The organism is Sphingomonas sp. 4RDLI-65 (genome assembly GCF_049472435.1).
Classification (GTDB): domain Bacteria; phylum Pseudomonadota; class Alphaproteobacteria; order Sphingomonadales; family Sphingomonadaceae; genus Sphingomonas.
On sequence record NZ_JBCEBT010000010.1, the window covers coordinates 47,990 to 67,182 of the forward strand.

Annotated in this window: 18 protein-coding genes; 9 read left to right on the forward strand and 9 right to left on the reverse strand. The window is 67.1% G+C overall.

What is annotated here, in order from left to right; genetic code table 11:
- The first annotated feature begins 75 nt into the window (after positions 1-75).
- Positions 76-1,074, forward strand: a complete 999-nt coding sequence (locus VH567_RS16275; protein ID WP_423327283.1) for an LLM class flavin-dependent oxidoreductase — start codon at positions 76-78, stop codon at positions 1,072-1,074.
- Between the two features lie 168 nt (positions 1,075-1,242).
- Here the strand turns inward: VH567_RS16275 and nudC are convergent, their stop codons facing one another.
- Genes nudC through VH567_RS16290 form a run of 3 tightly spaced genes read right to left on the reverse strand, consistent with a single transcriptional unit; the run spans position 1,243 to position 4,525 of the window.
- On the reverse strand, positions 1,243-2,121 hold the full coding sequence (gene nudC / locus VH567_RS16280) for an NAD(+) diphosphatase (RefSeq protein ID WP_423327327.1): 879 nt from the start codon (positions 2,119-2,121) through the stop codon (positions 1,243-1,245).
- A 5-nt stretch (positions 2,122-2,126) separates the two neighbouring features.
- Entirely contained in the window at positions 2,127-3,479 is a 1,353-nt protein-coding gene (locus tag VH567_RS16285; protein WP_423327284.1) for a serine hydrolase domain-containing protein, read from the reverse strand.
- On the reverse strand, positions 3,476-4,525 hold the full coding sequence (locus VH567_RS16290) for an A/G-specific adenine glycosylase (protein ID WP_423327285.1): 1,050 nt from the start codon (positions 4,523-4,525) through the stop codon (positions 3,476-3,478). Before VH567_RS16290 ends, VH567_RS16285 begins: the two co-directional genes overlap by 4 nt.
- Positions 4,526-4,551: 26 nt before the next feature.
- Between VH567_RS16290 and VH567_RS16295 the strand changes: the two genes are divergently transcribed.
- The 7 genes from VH567_RS16295 (at position 4,552) to VH567_RS16325 (ending at position 13,257) form a co-directional block, all read left to right on the forward strand.
- A complete protein-coding gene (locus VH567_RS16295) occupies positions 4,552-5,115 on the forward strand; it encodes a DUF721 domain-containing protein (protein WP_423327286.1) in 564 nt (187 codons plus the stop codon).
- A complete protein-coding gene (locus VH567_RS16300; protein ID WP_423327287.1) occupies positions 5,115-5,780 on the forward strand; it encodes a thioredoxin domain-containing protein in 666 nt (221 codons plus the stop codon). Before VH567_RS16295 ends, VH567_RS16300 begins: the two co-directional genes overlap by 1 nt.
- Before the next feature lie 17 nt (positions 5,781-5,797).
- Entirely contained in the window at positions 5,798-6,538 is a 741-nt protein-coding gene (locus tag VH567_RS16305; RefSeq protein ID WP_423327288.1) for a thioredoxin domain-containing protein, read from the forward strand.
- A 362-nt stretch (positions 6,539-6,900) separates the two neighbouring features.
- A complete protein-coding gene (locus VH567_RS16310) occupies positions 6,901-10,287 on the forward strand; it encodes a chromosome segregation SMC family protein (RefSeq protein ID WP_423327289.1) in 3,387 nt (1,128 codons plus the stop codon).
- Between the two features lie 64 nt (positions 10,288-10,351).
- Positions 10,352-10,528 (forward strand): hypothetical protein, encoded by a 177-nt coding sequence (locus VH567_RS16315; protein ID WP_423327290.1) that lies wholly within the window; start codon positions 10,352-10,354, stop codon positions 10,526-10,528.
- Positions 10,529-10,595: 67 nt separating this feature from the next.
- The gene (locus VH567_RS16320; RefSeq protein ID WP_423327291.1) at positions 10,596-11,840 is read left to right on the forward strand and encodes a putative DNA modification/repair radical SAM protein; all 1,245 of its coding nucleotides are present in this window, start codon (positions 10,596-10,598) and stop codon (positions 11,838-11,840) included.
- Positions 11,841-11,871: 31 nt separating this feature from the next.
- Positions 11,872-13,257, forward strand: a complete 1,386-nt coding sequence (locus tag VH567_RS16325) for a UdgX family uracil-DNA binding protein (RefSeq protein ID WP_423327292.1) — start codon at positions 11,872-11,874, stop codon at positions 13,255-13,257.
- An 18-nt stretch (positions 13,258-13,275) separates the two neighbouring features.
- Here VH567_RS16325 and VH567_RS16330 read toward each other — a convergent pair whose 3' ends face one another.
- On the reverse strand, positions 13,276-14,073 hold the full coding sequence (locus VH567_RS16330; protein WP_423327293.1) for an aldo/keto reductase: 798 nt from the start codon (positions 14,071-14,073) through the stop codon (positions 13,276-13,278).
- Between the two features lie 80 nt (positions 14,074-14,153).
- On the opposite strand from VH567_RS16330, the gene VH567_RS16335 reads away from it, so the two are divergent.
- Positions 14,154-14,786 carry a DedA family protein gene (locus VH567_RS16335; protein WP_423327294.1) on the forward strand — a complete coding sequence of 211 codons (633 nt, stop codon included), beginning with the start codon at positions 14,154-14,156 and terminating at the stop codon, positions 14,784-14,786.
- Here VH567_RS16335 and VH567_RS16340 read toward each other — a convergent pair.
- From VH567_RS16340 to VH567_RS16360, 5 genes are all read right to left on the reverse strand, one after another.
- Positions 14,783-15,484 (reverse strand): DJ-1/PfpI family protein, encoded by a 702-nt coding sequence (locus tag VH567_RS16340; protein WP_423327295.1) that lies wholly within the window; start codon positions 15,482-15,484, stop codon positions 14,783-14,785. The two genes, VH567_RS16335 and VH567_RS16340, sit on opposite strands and share 4 nt — an antisense overlap.
- Positions 15,485-16,058: 574 nt before the next feature.
- Positions 16,059-16,583 (reverse strand): hypothetical protein, encoded by a 525-nt coding sequence (locus VH567_RS16345; RefSeq protein ID WP_423327296.1) that lies wholly within the window; start codon positions 16,581-16,583, stop codon positions 16,059-16,061.
- A gap of 65 nt (positions 16,584-16,648) precedes the next feature.
- Positions 16,649-17,185 (reverse strand): demethoxyubiquinone hydroxylase family protein, encoded by a 537-nt coding sequence (locus VH567_RS16350; protein WP_056061210.1) that lies wholly within the window; start codon positions 17,183-17,185, stop codon positions 16,649-16,651.
- A complete protein-coding gene (locus VH567_RS16355) occupies positions 17,182-17,664 on the reverse strand; it encodes a disulfide bond formation protein B (RefSeq protein WP_423327297.1) in 483 nt (160 codons plus the stop codon). Before VH567_RS16355 ends, VH567_RS16350 begins: the two co-directional genes overlap by 4 nt.
- A gap of 20 nt (positions 17,665-17,684) precedes the next feature.
- Positions 17,685-19,082 carry a S41 family peptidase gene (locus tag VH567_RS16360; protein WP_423327298.1) on the reverse strand — a complete coding sequence of 466 codons (1,398 nt, stop codon included), beginning with the start codon at positions 19,080-19,082 and terminating at the stop codon, positions 17,685-17,687.
- Positions 19,083-19,193: the final 111 nt, after the last annotated feature.

Genomic DNA, 19,193 nt, shown 5'->3' on the forward strand with positions numbered 1-19,193 from the left:
TTGCCCAAGCGGACGAAAGCACCGCGATTCATATCAAGGGTGGATAAGCTACCGTTCGGTACCTATCTCTGGGACATGACACGCTATTCCCTGCTCGATCTCGTCCCCGTCGTCGAAGGCGGCACCATCTCCCAATCGCTCGCCAATGCGGCCGATCTCGCGCGGCATGCCGAGGGCGTCGGATTCCAGCGCTACTGGGTCGCCGAACATCACGGCATGACCGGCATCGCCTCCGCCGCAACCGCGGTCGTGATCGCGCACGTCGCCGCCGCGACGAGCACAATCCGCGTCGGCTCGGGCGGCATCATGCTGCCCAACCATGCGCCGCTGACGATCGCCGAGCAGTTCGGTACGCTCGACGCGCTGTTCCCCGGTCGCATCGACCTCGGGCTCGGCCGCGCGCCGGGCTCGGACCAGCGCGTCGCGCGCGCGATGCGCCGCACGCTGGAAACCGACGCCAACGCCTTCCCGCAGGACGTGATGGAGCTTCAGAGCTATTTCGCGAACGATGGCCAGACCGGCATCGTCGCCACGCCGGGTGCTGGCGCGGACATAGACATGTGGATCCTCGGCTCCAGCACGTTCGGCGCGCAGTTGGCGGCCGCGCTCGGCCTGCCCTACGCGTTCGCCTCGCATTTCGCGCCCGACGCGCTCGACGCCGCGCTGGCGATCTACCGCCGCGATTTCCGCCCGTCCGCACGGCTTGCCAAGCCGCATGCGATGGCCGGGTTCAACGTGTTCGCGGCTGAAACTGATGCCGAGGCCGAACTGCTCGCGAGTTCGCAGCAACAGTCCTTCGTGGCTTTGCGCACCGGCAACCCCGGCAAGATGAAGCCGCCGCTTGCCGGCTATCGCGAGTCGCTCGGCGCGCAGGGCAACCAGATCCTTGACCATGTGCTGCAATGCTCGGCGGTCGGGAGCCCGGCCAAAGTCGCGCGCGGGATCGCGGCGTTTATCGAGCGGACCGGAGTCGACGAGGTCATGGTGACGAGCGCGATCTACGATCATGAGGCTCGGAAGCGGAGTTTGTCGATTACGGCGGACGTGATGCAGGAGTTGAAGATCGCCGCGTAGTATCGCCGCGTAGTTAGGCTGCCACCGCCTGCAACACAGGCACCCCCCCGGCGGAGGCCGGGGCCCAATTGGGGGACGGTGGTAACGGAGGGCAGCACGTCGTTACTGCGACCTCTCCAATTGGGCCCCGGCCTCCGCCGGGGGAGGGTATGCGGGAGGATCGGTTGCCTACTCCCCCGCCCACTCCCTCAACAACGTATAAGCAATCGCATAGGGCGGCGGTGCCACAAACGGCCCCTCTTCCCCACGCAACACTGCGCGTACCATCTCGCGCGGCACCCACATCGCATCCTCGAGCTCGTTCACGTCGAGCGTGATCGCATCGTCCTCGGCCTCCGCGACGCATGCCATCATCAGCGACGACGGGAACGGCCAGGGCTGGCTCGCGATATAGCGTACCTTGCCGACCCGCACGCCTGCCTCCTCGACGATCTCGCGCGCGACCGCTTCCTCGATCGACTCGCCCGGCTCCAGGAACCCAGCCAGCGCCGAGTAGCGCCCCGGCGGCCACCCCTTGCCGCGGCCGAGCAACGCCCGCCCGTCATGCTCGGCGATCATGATCACCACCGGATCGACGCGCGGGAAATGCTCGGTCGCGCAGTTCGGACACTTCCGCGCCCATCCGGCACGAAACACCGCGGTCGGCGAACCACACTTCGCACAGAACCCATGCCGGACGTGCCAATCGATGACGCTCCGCGCGCCAGCATAGGTAGCAGCCTCTCCCGGCGCGAGCGCTGCCAGCACCGCCATCAGCGCCGGCGACCGCATCGCGGGCGCGTTGTCGACGCGCATCCCGTTCAGCAGCGCCGCGAAATGCGGCCGCCCGCTCTCGTCGAGCCCGAGCAGGATCGGCTCGGCATCTTCCGGCATGTCTGCCATCGACGTCCAGGCGAGGTGGCCGTCGTCCGTCACCCCAGGCTGCAACCCGTCGAGCACCAGCAGGCGCGCGCGCCAATCGCTCTGCGCCGCCGCCAGCCCTGCCGGATCGTGCCGCAGCGCATCGGACCGGTCGAGCGTCCCGCCCGTGAATCCCGGCGTCTCCATCACGCTCATCGACGCAACCTCGCCGCATCCTGCATCAGCGCCGCGACCACCTGCTCCCGCAACGGAATGCGGTCCGCGGGGAAGTAATTGACCATCACGTTGCCGCGCGACCGCTTGACCGGATCGACCCATGCGATCGTCCCGGCCGCGCCGCCCCAGGCATAGGTGCCCTTGCCCGGCCCGTTCGGCGTCGTCGCGAGCACTACGGAACCGCCCGCACCGAAGCCCATGTTGCTGCCCTTCGTGCCGCCGGTCCCACCGCTCACGCCGCCATAGGTCACGCCCGGCGGCAACAGGTTCGACGTCGCCAGCGCGATCGTCTCGGGCTTCATCACGCGCACGCCGTCGAGCGAGCCGCCGTCCTGGATCATATGCAGGAACCGGTCGTAATCGCGCGACGACATGACGAGCCCGGCGCCACCATAGGGAAAGCTCGGCTTCTGGAGGAACACCGAGTTCGCCGCCGGATCGAGCGGGGTCCGCGTGTCGCCGACGAACGCATAGTTCGTGGCGAGCCGCCCGACCTCGCTCTGTGGCACCTGCCAGAAGCTCGACTTCATCTTAAGCGGGTCGAACAGCCGCGTCTGCACGAACCGCTCGAAGCTCATGCCGCTCGCGACCTCGATCACGCGACCCATCACGTCGAGCCCGATCGAATAGCTCCACTTGGTCCCCGGCTCGGCGATCAGCGGCAGCGTCGCGACACGGTTGGCAAATTCCTCCAGCGACTTCGGCCGGACGGGCCGCATCTTCTCTTCCATCGCCGCGCTGACCGACAACGGCAGGATACCAAGCCGCTCATACTCCTTGAGCAACGGCCCCTTGGTCACGATCGTGTAGCCGAGCCCGGCGGTATGCGTCAGCAGGTTGCGGATCGTGATCGGCCGCGTCGCCGGACGCGTAGCGAGCGACGTGTCGGGGCTGGTCGCCACCTTCATGTCCTTGAACGCCGGGATATATTTGCTGACCGGATCGTCGAGGTTCAGCTTGCCGTCCTCGACCAGCATCATCGCCGACATGCCCGTGATCGGCTTGCTCATCGAATACACGCGCCACAGCGAATCAGGCCCCGCCGCCGGAGCCCCCGCATCGTCGCCGATCTTGCCCGCCGACGGGAACAAGGTCGGCCCATCGCCAACCCCAAACGCGCCGACGATCCCCGGCATCCTGTCCTGCGCGACATAGCCATCGAACAGCGCGGACGTGGCGGGCAACAGTGCATTGACCGGGATCGTCATTCGCGGCGTCGGCCGAGCCGGCGGACTAACCTGCGGACGCGGTTGCGCCTGCTGGGCATAGGCCGTGGCGGCGGCCAGCGCGGCGAGGCCGCCGGTCGAAATCCAGTGCACCAGTTTCATGCAGCTCTCCGTATGGCCTTACCGGCTTTGGCGAAAACGGTCGGGAGCCCGGCGGTATCCAGCTCGTCGATCGGCCACCATTCGCTTGCCGTTGGAACGCGGGGTTGATGCGCCTCGACCGTCGCCACCGCAAGCGTCAGTTGCAGATCGAAATGGGTAAAGCCGTGCGCGACGGTCGCGTCCAGCATCCGCCAGTCCGCCTGCGCCGGCGCGTCCTCGAAACCGGGTGCCGCCTCGCCCCAAGGCCCGGTCGGAAACGCCCGCATCCCGCCCAGCAAACCCGTATCCGGTCGCCGCACCAGCAACACCTGCCCATCGCGCTCCAGCCAGAAGATCGTCCCGTAGCGCTGAGGCTTGGCCGCCTTCTTCGCCTTCACCGGCAACCGCTCGGGCGCGCCCTGCTTGAAGCCCTCGCAAAACTCCCGGATCGGACACAGCAGGCATTTGGGACTACGCGACGTGCAGGTCCCGGACCCCAGATCCATCATCGCCTGCGCGAAATCCCCCGCGCGAGCATCCGGCGTGATCGAATCCGCCGCCACCCGAATCGCCGGCCGCGCAGCTGGCAAAGGCGTTTCAATCGCGAACAGCCGAGCGACCACGCGCTCGACGTTCGCATCGACCACCACCGCGCGCTCGCCGAACGCGATCGCCGCCACCGCCGCCGCGGTATACGCGCCCAGCCCCGGCAGCGCGCGCAACTCCACCTCGGTCCGCGGAAACACGCCGCCATGATCGGCCACCACGGCCTTCGCCGCCTTCACCAGATTGCGCGCTCTCGCGTAGTACCCAAGCCCCGCCCAAGCCGCCATCACATCGGCATCGTCCGCCGCCGCCAGACTCGCGAAATCCGGCCACCGCGCGGTCCACGCCAGGAACCGCGGCGTCACCGCGGCCACCGTCGTCTGCTGCAACATCACCTCGGACAGCCACACCCGGTACGGATCGACCGCGTCGCCCGGCTTCGCCCGCCACGGCAGGTCGCGACGATGCGCGTCATACCAGTCGAGCAGGGCCCCGGAGACCGAAGAGCGCTTGGCGTTCACGCGTCGCCTATGGCATGGGATTGTGGATGAGCAAGCCGCCTGTTTCTTTGCCTAAACCCGCGACGCCCAAGCCGGCGACGAAGCGCGTGAAAGGCAGGACCGATCCCGACGCGCCGCGCGAGAATCGCTCGCGCGCGGTCGCCGAGCTGTTGCCCGCGATCGGGGGCGCGGCGTTCCGGCGATTCGGCTTCGTCCAGTCGTCGATCGTCAGCCGCTGGCCGGAGATCGTCGGCGCGAAACTGGCGGGCGCGAGCATCCCCGAATCGATCCGCTTCCCAGTCGGCAAGAAACAGGACGGCGTCCTCACGCTCACCGTCCGCGGCGCGCACGCCCCGATGATGCAGCACATAGCGCCCGAGATCATCGAGCGTGTCAACCGCTTCTTCGGCTATGCGGCCATCGTGAAGGTCGCGATCCGCCAGGGCGAGGTCGCGCCTCCCGCACCACGCCGCGCACCACCCTCGATCCGCCCGGTCCCCGTCGATCTCGGTGCGAGCCTGAAGGGCATCGCCGATCCGGAACTGCGCGCCGTACTCGAATCCCTCGCCGCGGGCGTCGCATCGACGCACGGCCTTCCCAGGATCACCTGATGCGCGTCCTCCTTGCCGTCTTCGCCCTCTTCCTGCTGACCGGTGCCGCGCCCAAGCGCGACTGGTCGCAGACCGCGCGCATCCTCCCCTCCGGCGCGTACCTGATCGGCAACCCCGCCGCGCGTGTGAAGCTGGTCGAATACGCCAGCTACACCTGCTCGCACTGCGCCGATTTCTCGGTGAAATCCGAACCCGTATTGAAGCGCCAGATGATCGCATCCGGCTCGACCAGCCTCGAACTGCGCCACTTCATTCGCGACCGGCTCGATCTTTCCGCGGCGATCCTCGCGCGCTGCACCGGCCCCAAGGGCTTCTCGGCCACCTCGTCCGCGATCTTCGCGGCGCAGCCGCGATGGCTCCAGCGCGGGATCGACTATCAGGAGGGCAACGCCGCGCGCCTGAACATGTACCCGGCCGCGGCGCAGATCCGCGCCAACGCCGATGGCTCCGGCCTGACCGCGATGGTCAAGGCACGCGGGCTGTCGGATGCGGCGATCAACGCGTGCTTCGGCAACCAGCCCGAGATCGACCGCATCGTCAAACTGACCGCCGACGCGCCGAAGGAGATCGACTCGACGCCGACCTTCTACCTCAACGGCAAGATCGTCCCGCACGTCGGCTGGGAACAGCTAGAACCCGCGCTCCGCAAGGCCGGCGCCAAGTGATCCACTGGAGTAACAGCATGAAGTTCGTAATCGCCCTCGCCGTCCTGCCGCTCGCGCTCGCCGCCTGCTCGAAGAACGATTCCACCGGCAACGTCGACGCGCCTGCCGCGGCGCCCGTCGCCGCCGCTGCCGCGCCCGCCGGCCAGAACTGGACCGAGACGGTCGTGAAGACCCCCGAGGGCTATCTGATGGGCAACCCCAACGCGGCGATCAAGCTCGTCGAATACGGCGCGCGCTCGTGCCCGACCTGCGGCGCGTTCGCGCGTGAGGCGTTCCGGCCGCTGACCGAGAAGTACGTCGCGACCGGCAAGGTCAGCTTCGAATTTCGCGACTTCCTCGTCCACGGCGCACCCGACGTCGCGCTGACGCTGCTCGGCCAGTGCGGCGGCGTCGCACCGTTCTTCCCGCTCCTCGAGCAGATGTACGGCAACCAGATCGCCTTCCTCGACAAGCTCCAGGCGATGACGCCGGCGCAACAGCAGGCGCTCGCCAACCAGCCGCCGACGGTCGTCGCGACCAAGCTCGCCGAACAGATGGGCGCGATCGATTTCGTCAAGCAGCGCGGGATCCCCGAGGCGAAGGCGCGTGCGTGCCTGGCGGACCAGAAGCAGCTCGAAGTGATGGCCAAGCCGACCGAGAACGCGATGCAGGCGGGCACCGTGACCGGCACGCCGACCTTCCTGCTGAACGACAAGAAGCTCGACCAGGTCGTGAGCTGGGACCAGATGGAGAAGGCGTTGAAGGCGGCTGGGGCGTAAGCGCGGCTGTTAAACGCTGCACGAACTCCGCTCAGGACGAACACTCACTCCACTGCCGTTCGTCCTGAGTAGCCGTCGAGTAGCTGCAACGCAGCGTATCGAGACGGCGTATCGAAGGACAGATTAACGGGCGGAACCCTGCTTCGATACGAGCCCTCGATACGCTTCTGCGAAGCTACTCGGTCCCTACTGAGCACGAACGGATGGGGTGAGCGCGAAGTGGTGGGCATGTCCGAGGGCAGCCTACCCTTCCTTGTTCTCCCGCGAAGGCGGGAGCCCAGTCTGGGTCCCCGCCTTCGCGGGGAAACAAGCTCCGCGGTTCGGCACACGATCAAAACCAACCGTCGTCGGGGGGCGCAAGAATGCAGATCAAGCGCCTCCGCATCACCGGCTTCAAGAGTTTCGTCGACCCCGCCGATCTCCGCATCGAACCCGGCCTCACCGGCGTCGTCGGCCCGAACGGCTGCGGCAAGTCCAACCTCCTCGAAGCCCTCCGCTGGACGATGGGCGAGGCCAGCGCCAAATCCCTGCGCGGCGCGGGCATGGAAGACGTCATCTTCGCCGGCACCGCGACCCGCCCCCCGCGCGACTTCGCCGAAGTCTCGATTCTCGCCGAGATAGCCGGTGACGAGAGAGAAATCGTCCGCCGGATCGAACGCGGCGCCGGCTCCGCCTACCGGATCGACGGCCGCGACGTCCGCGCAAAGGACGTCGGCCTGCTCTTCGCCGACGCCGCCACCGGCGCGCACTCCCCCGCACTCGTCAGCCAGGGCAGGATCGGCGCGGTCATCGCCGCCAAGCCCGCCGACCGCCGCGCGATGCTGGAAGAAGCCGCGGGGATCGCAGGCCTCCACGTCCGGCGGAAGGACGCCGAAGGGAAACTCCGCGCCACCGAAGCCAATCTCGCCAAGCTCGACGAGATCATCTCCGACCAGGATTCCCGCGCCGCCACGCTGAAACGCCAGGCCCGCGCCGCCGAACGCTATCGCCTGATCTCCGCCCAGATCCGCGTCGCCGAAGCGCGCACAGTGTTCGCCCGATGGCGCGAAGCCGCCACCGCAGCCGATACCGCCAAAGCCGAAGCCGCCGCTGCAGAAACCCGCGTCCGCGCGCTCACCGACGCCGAGCGCGCAGCCGCCGCAGACCAGCATCGCGCGATCGAAGCCGTCGCCACCGCACGCGCCGCCGCCCTCGCCGCGCGCGACCTGGTCGGCGATCTCGCCCACCGCCTCGCCGCGCTAAGGACCGAAAAGGCCAGCGTAGAGCGCAGGATCGCCGACCTCACCGACGCCCGCGCCCGCATCGCCGACGACCGCGCGCGCGAAGGATCGCTCGCCAGCGACGCCGCCGCCGCGCTCGCCCGCCTCGCCGACGAAGCCAAGGCCCTCGACACCGCGATCGCCGACGCCACCGCCGCAATCCCCGATCTCGACGCCGCGCTCGCCGACACCGAACGCAAAGCCCGAGACGCCGAAGTCTCTCTCGCCCAGGCGCTCGCTACCCAGGCCCGCGACGCTGCCGAAGTCCGCGTCGCTAGCGCCGCGCTCGCCGCCGCCCGGACCCGCGCCGACCGCGCCGAGCGCGACGCTGCCCAGATCGCTGCCGCCCTCCGGGCCCTCGGCGACCCCGCCCCGCTGACCGCCGAGCGCGAAACCGCCGCCGAAGTCCGACGCACCGCAATGGCTGCCGCCGAGTCCGCCCGCCAGGCCATCACACAAGCAGACACCGACGAAGCCGCCGCAACCAGCGCGCGAGACGCCGCCGAAACCACCCGCGCCACCGCCCGCGCGAACCTCGCGGCGATCGACAGCGAAGTGGCAGCACTCACCAAGGCAACGCAGCGCAGCGGTCGTGACCGATTGCTGGACCATGTCTCAGCCAGCGCCGGCTACGAACGCGCGCTAGCCGCTGCGCTCGGCGACGATCTCGACACCGGCCTCGACGCATGGGCCGGCGCCGAGCCCCGCGAAGACGACCCCGCCCCGCCCGCCGACGCCGAACCGCTGGCAAAGCATGTTGACGCGCCCCCCACCCTCGCCCGCAGGCTCGCGCAGGTCTTCGTCGTCGACACCGATGGCCAGCAACACCTCGCCGTCGGCCAGCGCATCGTCACCCGAGACGGCCAACTTCGCCGCTGGGACGGCTTCACCGCAACCGGCACCGGCGCAGCCGCCGCCGAACGCCTCGTTCGCCGCAACCGCCTCGTCGCGCTCCAGGCCGCCCGCCCCGCCGCAGCCAAAGCGCTGGACGACGCCGAACGAACCCGCGCCGCGATCGACGAGCGGATCGCCCAGGCCCGAAGCCAGTCGCAAACCGCCCGAGCCGCGCTGCAACGCGCCGAAACCGCCGCGCGCGACGCGCTCCGCCAGGAAGACCGCGCCGCCGCCGCGCTCGAACGCCTCGCCACCCAGCGCGCCGATCTCGACGTCCGCGCGCACCGCATCGCCGACGACGTCGCCGACGCGCACGCCGACCGTACCCGCGCCGAAGCCGCGATGGCCGCCGTTCCCGACGGCACCGCCAACGCGCGCCAGGTCGCCGCGCTCCAATACGACGCCGAACGTGCCCGCGCCGCGGTCGCGCAGGCCCGCGCCGATCGCACCACGCTCGACCGCAGCATCGCCACCCACCGCGAACGCCTGTCCGCAGCCCAGGCCGACACGCGAAGCTGGCGCGCCCGGGCCGGTGAAGCCGCCAAGCGCATCGCCGCCATGGACTCGCGCGAAGCCACGCTAGGTGCCGACCTAGCCGCGATCGCCGCTCGCCCCGCCGCCCTCGACGCTGAAATCGAGACGCTCGACGCCGAACACCAAGAAGCGCGCACAACCGCCGACGCGCTCCTCGCCACCGAACGCACCGCGGAGACCGCCGCCGGGACTGCCGACGACGCCCACCGCGCCGCCACCGAAGCGCTCGCGGTCGCCCGCGAAGCCCGCGCTGGCGCGATCGCCCGCGTCGAAAACCACGAAGCGCGCCGCCTCGATCTTAGCCGCCTCGCGGGTGAGCGCTTCCAATGCCCCGCCCCCGTCCTCCCCGAACGCCTCGGCTTCGCAGTCGCCGACGTCCGCGCGCCAGCCGAGGAGTCCGCCACCCACGACCGCCTCACCACCGATCGCGAACGGATCGGCCCGGTCAACCTCGTCGCCGAAACCGAACTCGCCGAACTCGAAGATTCCGCGCGGGGCAATGCGGTCGAGCGCGACGAACTCGGCCAAGCCGTTAACCGCCTGCGCGGCTCGATCGGCACGCTCAACCGTGAAGGTCGCCAGCGCCTGCTCGCAGCATTCGAAACGGTGAACGGCCACTTCCAGCGCCTCTTCACCACGCTCTTCGACGGCGGCGCCGCGCATCTGGAACTGATCGACTCCGACGACCCGCTCGAAGCAGGGCTCGAGATCATGGCGCAACCTCCCGGCAAGCGCCTCCAGTCGCTGACGCTCCTCTCTGGCGGCGAACAGGCGCTGACCGCGGTCGCGCTGATCTTCGGCCTGTTCCTCACCAATCCCGCGCCGATCTGCGTCCTCGACGAGGTCGACGCGCCGCTCGACGACGCCAATATCGAGCGCTTCTGCGACCTGCTCGATCGCATGTCGCGCGACACCGACACGCGCTACCTCGTCGTCACGCACAACGCCGTCACGATGAGCCGGATGCACCGCCTGTTCGGCGTGACGATGATCGAACGCGGCGTCAGCCGGCTCGTCTCGGTCGACCTCCAGGCGGCCACAGGTCTGCTCGCAGCTGAATGATACAGATCGATTTTTCCGCAGAATTATGCCTCAAACCTGCAGCGTATCGCGGTATATACTGGCGATGTTCCTCGACGAATCCAGCATCTGGCCGCGCAAGGAGGAGCTTCCCCCACGCAAGCCCGTGTTCCGCCACGAGAAGGCGCTGAGCCGCATCCTGCTGTTCTACGCGCTCGTCCTGCTACTGCTCCCCGTCAGCCTCGGCGGGTTCGTCGACCTGTTCCGCTATATCTTCGACTGACACCCATCGCGAGGATGGTTGATATCGATCAATCGACACTTGCGATTGCGGAACGTAAGACGAACGAATGGCCCAGCTCGATACCCGTGAAAAGCTCGAGATTCTCGCCGATGCGGCCAAATACGATGCGTCGTGTGCCTCATCGGGTACCACCAAGCGGAATTCGCGCGACGGCAAGGGGCTCGGTTCGACCGAGGGCATGGGCATCTGCCACGCCTATGCGCCCGACGGCCGCTGTATCTCGCTATTGAAGATCCTGCTGACCAACAGCTGCATCTTCGACTGCCATTACTGCATCAATCGCAAGAGTTCGAACGTGCGGCGGGCGCGGTTCACGGCGAAGGAGGTCGTCGACCTGACGATCGCCTTCTACAAGCGCAATTATATCGAGGGGCTGTTCCTCTCGTCGGGGATCATTGCGTCGTCGAACTACACGATGGAGCAGATGGTCGAGGTCGCGCGGTCGTTGCGCGAGGATCATCATTTCCGGGGGTATATCCACCTCAAGACGATCCCCGACGCCGATCCCGAACTCGTCCACCAGGCCGGGTTGTACGCGGATCGCGTGTCGATCAACGTCGAGCTGCCGACGGCCAACGGGTTGAAGCGGCTTGCACCCGAGAAGGACGGGGTGCGGATCGAGACTGCGATGGCGGAGGTGAGGGCGTCGATCATCGACGGCAAGGATGCGAAGGCGAAGTACAAATCCGCGCCCAAGTTCGCCCCCGCCGGCCAGTCGACCCAGATGATCGTCGGCGCGGACGCGGCGACGGACGGCGATATCGTGCGGAAGGCATCGACGCTGTACGACCGGTTCGGATTGCGGCGCGTGTATTATTCCGCGTTCAGCCCGATCCCGGATGCGAGCGCCGTCCTGCCGCTGCAACGCCCGCCGCTGATGCGCGAGCACCGTCTGTATCAATCGGACTGGCTGATGCGGTTCTATGAATTCCAGCCGCATGAGGTAGTGGCGGCTGCCGATGATGCGACGGGGATGTTGCCACTCGACATCGATCCGAAGCTCGCCTGGGCGCTGAAATTTCGCGGGTCGTTCCCGGTGGATGTGAACAGGGCGCCGCGGGAAATGCTGTTGCGCGTGCCGGGGCTTGGAGTGAAGGCCGTCAACGGCATCCTGACGAGCCGGCGTTGGCGCCGGCTGCATCTGGCGGATGTCGCGCGGCTGACGGTGTCGATCGCTAAATTGCGGCCGTTTATCATTGCAGAGGACTGGCGCCCCGTCGTCCTGTCCGACCGTGCGGATCTGCGCCCGATCGTAGCCCCGAAACCCAAGCAGATGGAAATGTTCGCGTGACGGCGTATTCCTCCCCGGCACGGGGAGGATTATGCGCGTCGTAACGCTTTCCGAACCCGACGATTTCGACGGCTGGCGAGACGCTGCGCGTGGGTTGATCGCGGAGGACGTGCCGCCCGACGACGTGGTCTGGCAGGTCGGTGACGAACCCATCGATCTGTTCGCGACAGTTGCAGACCCCGCTCCTGCCCCGGCCCCCGGCGCATTCTCCGTCCCCCGCGCGTTCCTCGATCTCGCCCGCAGCGCGATACTCGGCAGCGATCCCGAGCGGTTCGCCCTGCTCTACACGCTCCTCTTCCGCCTGCGTCGCGAGCCCAAGCTAATCGAGGACCGCGCCGATCCGCTGGTCCGTCGGCTCGACCGGATCGCCAAGGACGTCCGCCGCGATATCCACAAGATGCGCGCCTTCCTCCGCTTCCGCGAGGTCGAGGAAGCGGGGGGCACGCGCTTCGTCGCGTGGTTCGAACCCGATCATCACATCGTCCGCGCCAACGCCGCGTTCTTCGTCAACCGCTTCGCCAGCATGCGCTGGTCGATCCTGACGCCCGAGGTGTCGATCCACTGGGACGGCAAGGCGCTCAGCGAAGGCCCCGGCGCGAGCAAGGCGGACGCGCCCGATGGCGATCCGACCGAGGAGGTGTGGAAGACCTATTACGCCAGCATCTTCAACCCGGCGCGTGTGAAGATCGGCGCGATGCTGAAGGAGATGCCGAAGAAATACTGGAAGAACATGCCCGAAACCGCGCTGGTGCCGGGCTTGCTGGCGGCGGCGCAGGCGCGGGAGAGCGGGATGATCGCGAAGGCGCGCGACACGGTCGGCGGCAACAGTCTGATCGCATGGGAAGCGCTGCGCGACGAGGCTGCCGGGTGCACGCGTTGCCCGCTCTACAAGCCGGCAACTCAGACCGTGTTCGGCGAAGGTCCGGTCGATGCGCCGCTGATGTTCGTCGGCGAGCAGCCGGGCGACCAGGAGGATCTTGCCGGACGTCCGTTTGTCGGCCCTGCGGGACAGATGTTCGACAAGGCAATGGCGGAGGCGGGTGTCGACCGGTCGCGTGCGTACGTCACCAATGCGGTGAAGCATTTTAAGTTCGAGCAGCGCGGCAAGCGGCGGATCCATGCCAAGCCTGGGGCGGGCGAAATAGACGCGTGCCGCTGGTGGATCGAGCAGGAGCAGATGCTTATTAGGCCCAAGGTAACAGTGGCCTTGGGCGCGACCGCAGCGCGGTCGTTGTTCGGGAAGGTGATGACGATCGGGCGGGAGCGTGGGCGGGCGTTGCAGCTGCCGGATGGTGGCGAGGCCTGGATTACGGTCCATCCGAGCTATCTGCTGCGGCTGCCGGATCCTGCGCATGCTGCGGAGGAGTATGCTCGGTTTGTCGAGGATCTGCGGACAGTGGGCGGACGGATCGCCTGATCCGCCCGCCCTGTTGGGTTACATGCTGTTCGGCTCTGGGCCGAGGCGACCCGCCGGGTCGTCGAGCGCTGCGATCGCGGCCATGTCTTCGTCGTCGAGCGTCAGGTCGAGCGCTGCGAAATTGTCTGCGAGATGTTCGGCGTCCGAGGCCTTCGGAATAACCGAGAAACCGTTTGCCAGATGCCATGCGAGGATCACCTGTGCCGCGCTGCGGCCATGCTTGTCGGCGATCCGGACGATCGCTTCGTCCTGCAACAGCGTCTTGCCTTGGCCCAGGGGGCTCCAGCTTTGCGTCACGATGCCGTGGACCTCGTGATACTTGCGCTGGTCGCGTTGCTGGAAATTGGGGTGGAGTTCGATCTGGTTGACCGCCGGGGTCACACCGGTCGCGGCGACGATGGCGTCGATGTGCTCGGGCAGGAAGTTCGACACGCCGATCGACTTGGCCTTTCCGGCATCGCGCAACGCAATCATGGCCTTCCAGGCGTCGACATACTTGTCCTGCTTCGGCACCGGCCAGTGCATCAGGTACAGGTCGACCGAGTCGACACCGAGCAAGGCAAGGCTCTCGTCTATTGCTGCCTCGGCGTCGCCCTGCCGATCGTTCCACAGCTTGGTGGTCAGGAAAGCATCCGAGCCCTTGTAGCCGTCGCCGACGCCGCGTTCGTTGTCGTAAATCGCAGCGGTGTCGACCAGCCGAAAGCCGATATCGAGCCCGGAGCGGACGATCGCCGCGGCCTGGCTGTCGGGGATCTGCCACGTGCCCATCCCGAGCTGGGGCATCGTGCGGCCGTCGTTGAGTGTGAGATCTGTCATGCGGCACCAGCGAACGAACCGCGTGCCGGTTCCGATTTTGGGCTTCCCTTCGTCGCCCGGTTCGCGCAATCGACCGAGCCATGTTCGAAAAGATCCTGGCGGTCCTCGCCACCTTCACGATCGGCGTCATCTCGTCGGGTGGTTATGTCGGCATCGCGCTGCTCATGGCGATCGAGAGCGCCTGCATTCCGCTGCCGTCCGAGATCATCATGCCGTTCGCCGGCTATCTCGTCTCGACCGGGCGATTCGACCTGTATCTCGCCGCCACAGCGGGCGCGATCGGGTGCAATCTCGGCTCGATCGTCGCCTACGAGATCGGCAAGCGCGGCGGGCGACCGATGGCCGAGCGCTGGGGCCGCTACGTCCTGATCGGGCCGGGCGAGCTCGACGCGGCCGACCGGTTTTTCGCGCGCTGGGGCTCGATGGCGGTGCTGATCGGGCGGCTGTTGCCGGTGATCCGCTCGTTCATCGCCTTCCCCGCCGGCGTCGCGCGGATGAAGCTGGTGCCGTTTCACGTCTACACGTTCATCGGCTCATGGCCGTGGTGCTTCGGGCTGGCCTGGGTCGGCATGAAGCTCGGCGACAAATGGGACAGCGATCCGCGCGTGAAGGCCGCGTTCCACAGCGCCGACCTGCTGATCGGTGTGGTCCTGATCGCGCTCGTCGGCTTCTACATCTGGCACCGCGTGCGCGGGCTGAAGCGTCACCCTTAAATGTCGCGGGCGTAACCGCGGCGCTTCGCCAACGCGCGAAGGTCATCGTCTCGCGTTGGCGCAAGCGATTTTACGCGGCGCTGATACGCTGCGACGATTTCCGGGCCAGCACCTGCGGGTGAGCCGCTATCGAATGGCGGCGCTGGATCGTATTCGAGGCTGAGCTGCACCGCCCGGGCGTGCGCCTCGCCGCGGATCATCGCGGTCAGCGTCAGCGCGAAGTCGATCCCTGCGGTGACGCCGCCGCCGGTCACCCGGTTGCGATCGACCACCGTGCGCGCGTCGACCGGGATCGCGTTGAACAGCGTCAGCATGTCGCGCTGCGCCCAGTGACATCCGGCGCGGTAGCCGTCGAGCAACCCCGCTGCGCCGAGGATCAGCGAGCCGGTGCAGACGCTGGTTACCCAGGTTGCTTTGGCACCGACGGCCTGAACCCAAGCCATCACCTCGTCGTCGGCGATCACGGCGTTGATGCCGAAACCGCCGGGTACGCAGAGGATGTCGGCATACCGCACGTCGGCGAAGGTCGCGGTCGGCAGGATCGAGAAGCCGGCGTCGGTGGGGACCGGATCGAGCGTTTTCCACACGAGATCGAGCCGGGCGTTGCCGAGCCGCGACAGGACCTGCGCGGGACCGGTCAAGTCGAGCTGCGTCACGTTCGGGAAAAGCAGGAAGGCGATGCGCAGGGGCTCGGTCATGGCGGGGTTCCTAGCGAGAGGAGCTTTGGGGGATGCGGTTCACGATTGTCCTAAATTGCGGGGAAACCCTGTCTGTCCGGCATCGACCAAGGGCCACGCGAGAGCGAAGTATAGAAGGCGTAAACGTTCGCGCGGTATTTTCTTCGACGACCAACGTACCATCGGCGGCAGGCTTGGCGATCGTGCTTGGAATGGCTGCTGACGTCAGTCGCGCACCATCTAATGCCCGCTCCTTGTAGGACAGCAGGGGCTGAAGACAGTTGTGGGCGGCGGGCGTCAGGCGAACAGCCGCGTGGCGGGCACGCGGAATAGTTCGGTGCTTGGGTCCGGGGGTCTACGGGGCGACCGCTTGAGTAATGGGCGTCATGCTTGGCTGGCGTCACCCACGTCGAGAGATACCCCAGCTTTCGCTGGGGTGACGGGTTGGGCTTGCGGGTCGGGGTTGGGGCTAAGGTGATAAGACTCGAGAAGCTGATGGGCGTATCAGTGCGAATCAGTGCGAAACGATCTCCTAGCCCGTCATCCCAGCGAAGGCTGGGATATCGTCGTGTCGGTCCCGACCCGCGCCAAGGATTTAGGGAAGAACCGGTACCTCGGCCGCGCGCGTCTTGTTCTCCAGGCGAGATTCTCTCACCCGCTGTCCGAAGCATCCCGTCGCGCCACCAGCGCCGACGGCGGAGCAGCTGCCGATCGTGTTGACGCCCGAGCCCGCGTCCATCGTGCCCTGGGCCTTGGTCGCCCAGCTGGCGTTTTCGGGGGTGACGACGAACTCGCGGAGCTCTTTCGGAACGCGGTATTGTTCCTGCGCGCTGCGGCGGACACAGACGACGATTTCCTCGCCGTTCTGGTTGGTCGGGCAGCGTTCGTTGCCGAACAGCGTCAGGACGCCGTTGATCGGTGCATTGCGCGAGACCTGCGGGGGGGCGACGACCGGTTTCGGCTTGGCCGTCTCACCGGGAAGCGCGGGGGCCTTGGCGGGTAGCTGCGCAAGGATGGGGCCGGTATTGGCATTGCCCGTATTGGCATTTGACGTCGGCGGCGCGGTCTGTGCGACCGCGGGGCCGGCGACGAGCAAGGCCGCCGCAAAAAGCATCTTCATACGCATCACTCCCACGCGTTCGTTCGGCTTGTCATAATCGCTCGGCCTGAACCGTTCCCGTCCGCCTAGATCCGTTTAGCGGTTGCGATCGCGACCTTGCAGCCGAGCCGGATCGCAGCACTCAATACCGGATAGCCCGGCGTTTCTTCCGCCCCCGCGGCAATCGCGGTCGCCTTGTGTTCGAGTTCCTCAGCCTGGAAATCGAGGATCGCTGCGGATAGCTCGGGATCGCTGGCGCCAAGCTGAACGAGCTGTTCCTCGTAATGCTTGTCGATCTCGGTCTCGACCGCCGCAGTGCAGGCCATCGCCGCACGCGGGCTGATCGCCGCAGTCACCGCGCCGAGCGCGAAGCCGGCGACTTTCCAGATCGGTTGCAGCACGGTTGGCCGCACGCGGCGCTCGACGATCATCTTGTCGAAGAACGCACGATGCCGCTCTTCCTGCTGCGCCATGTGATGGATCGAGCGCGAGGCCGGGTGGCGGTCGCCGAGCACCGCCAACTGCCCTGCATAAATTCGGATCGCGCCGTATTCGCCGGCCTGGTCGACACGGATCATCGAATCGGTGGCCCGCTTAGCGTCTCCTGGCTTCCAGCCGCTCATCTCGTCTTCCTCATGAGTGCGAATATGGTGAACGCACCGGCGAGGGAAAAGATGGCGTTGAAGCCGGCGAGCGAAATTCCGAGCAGCTTCCACTGCGGCGAATCGCAGCGGACCATCGGCGCATTCATGATCGCGGCGAGGCGTTCGGCCGCGGTGGTCCCGGCCATCGAAACGGTCGTGGTGCAGGCGGTGAAGCCGTTCCACCAATGATATTCGACACCGGCATGCGCGACGCCGATCAGCCCACTGATACCGATCAGCAACCCGGCGATGAGGACGAGCGATGCGCGCAACGATCGGCCGGGCACGAAGAACGTCGCGCCCGCGATCAGCACCGCGGAATAATGCGGCCAGCGCTGCCAGTGGCACATCTCGCACGGATACAGACCGCCGAGATATTGCGAGCCGAGCGCACCGAGCAGCAGGAACGCCGGCAGCAGCAGCGCGATGGCGCGCGCGATCTCTTCGTTCTTGGTCATGCCAAGTCCACGACGCACGCTCACTTGGTGGGCGCCTTCGTGGCGTCAGTGGTCGCCGTCGGATCGGGCTTGATCGGGCGCGGCTTGGTGGCGGCGGCGACCTGCACCGGGCCGCCGAGGCGTGCGACGGTCTTCAGCGCGTAATAGAGCTGGAAGTCGTCGATGCCCTGCTTCTTCAACTGCTCGGGCGTCTGCGAGAAGCGGGGGTCGGTCTTGGTATCCTCCTCCAGCACCGCGTTGTCGGCCTTCACCTCGTTGATCAGATGTTTGCGCAGGTCGGCCTCGCGGAAGACCGGCCGCGACTTGTAGTCGGGATCGGTGAGCTGCGGCACCTTGATGTCGGGCTCGATCCCGCCCTCCTGCACCGATCGGCCGGACGGGGTGAAATAGCGCGCGGTGGTCAGGCGGAGTGCGGTCTCGGGGCCGAGCTGCAACACCGTCTGGACCGAACCCTTGCCGAAGCTGCGCTCGCCCATGATCAGCGCACGGTGATGATCCTGGAGTGCGCCGGCGACGATCTCGGACGCGGACGCGGTGCCGGGATCGGTGAGGACGACGACCGGCAGGCCGTGCGCGTCGTCGCCAGGCTTCGCGTAATAGCGCTCGATATCGGTCTTCTCGCGGCCGCGCTGCGAGACGATCTCGCCGTGATCGAGGAACGCGTCGCTGACCTCGATCGCCTGTGTCAGGAGGCCGCCGCCATTCTCGCGGAGGTCGACGACATAACCGAGCGGGCGGTGGCCGAGCGACTTGTCGATCGCCATAATCGCCGCGCGGGTGTCTGCGCCGGTGTTTTCGCTGAAGGTGTTGATGTTGATGTAGCCGACGTCGCCGCGGACTTCCCATTTCACCGGCTTCTGGACGATGATCTCGCGCATCATCGTCACGTCGAGCGGCTTGTCGCGGCCCGGACGGACGAGGCCCAATGTGATCTTGCTGCCGGGCTTGCCGCGCATCTTGCCGACCGCTTCGTCGAGCGAATCGCCGTAGATCAGCTTGCCGTCGATATGCGTGATGTAGTCGCCGGATTTGACGCCGGCGCGGGCTGCGGGGGAATCCTCCTGCGGGGCAACGACCTTGATCGCGCCGTCCTCCATCTGCACCGTCAGGCCGAGACCGCCGTAATTGCCCTCGGTCATGATCCGGAGGTTCTCGTAGTCGAGCGCGTCGACATAGCTGGAGTGCGGATCGAGGCTGGCGAGCATGCCCTGGATCGCGCCCTTGATCAGCGTCTTGTCATCGACCTTGTCGACATATTCCGCCTTCACGCGGTTGAAGACATCGAGGAACTGGTCGAACTCGCGATAGGTGTCGGTGTCGACCGCCGCCATCGCCGAGGTGGCCAGCGGGATCAGCGTCAGCGCGCCGACGATCGCCGTCGCGGTAAGGATCGGGGTACGCAGTATAGGACGAGGCATCGATGGTCCTGCAACCTGAGAAAAGACGTGTCGTACGGTCGTGACGGCGTAGCGTAGCCGAACGCTGGCGGCAACGCGCGCGCGGAGTGAAGGCGGGTTGGGGTTAATGGG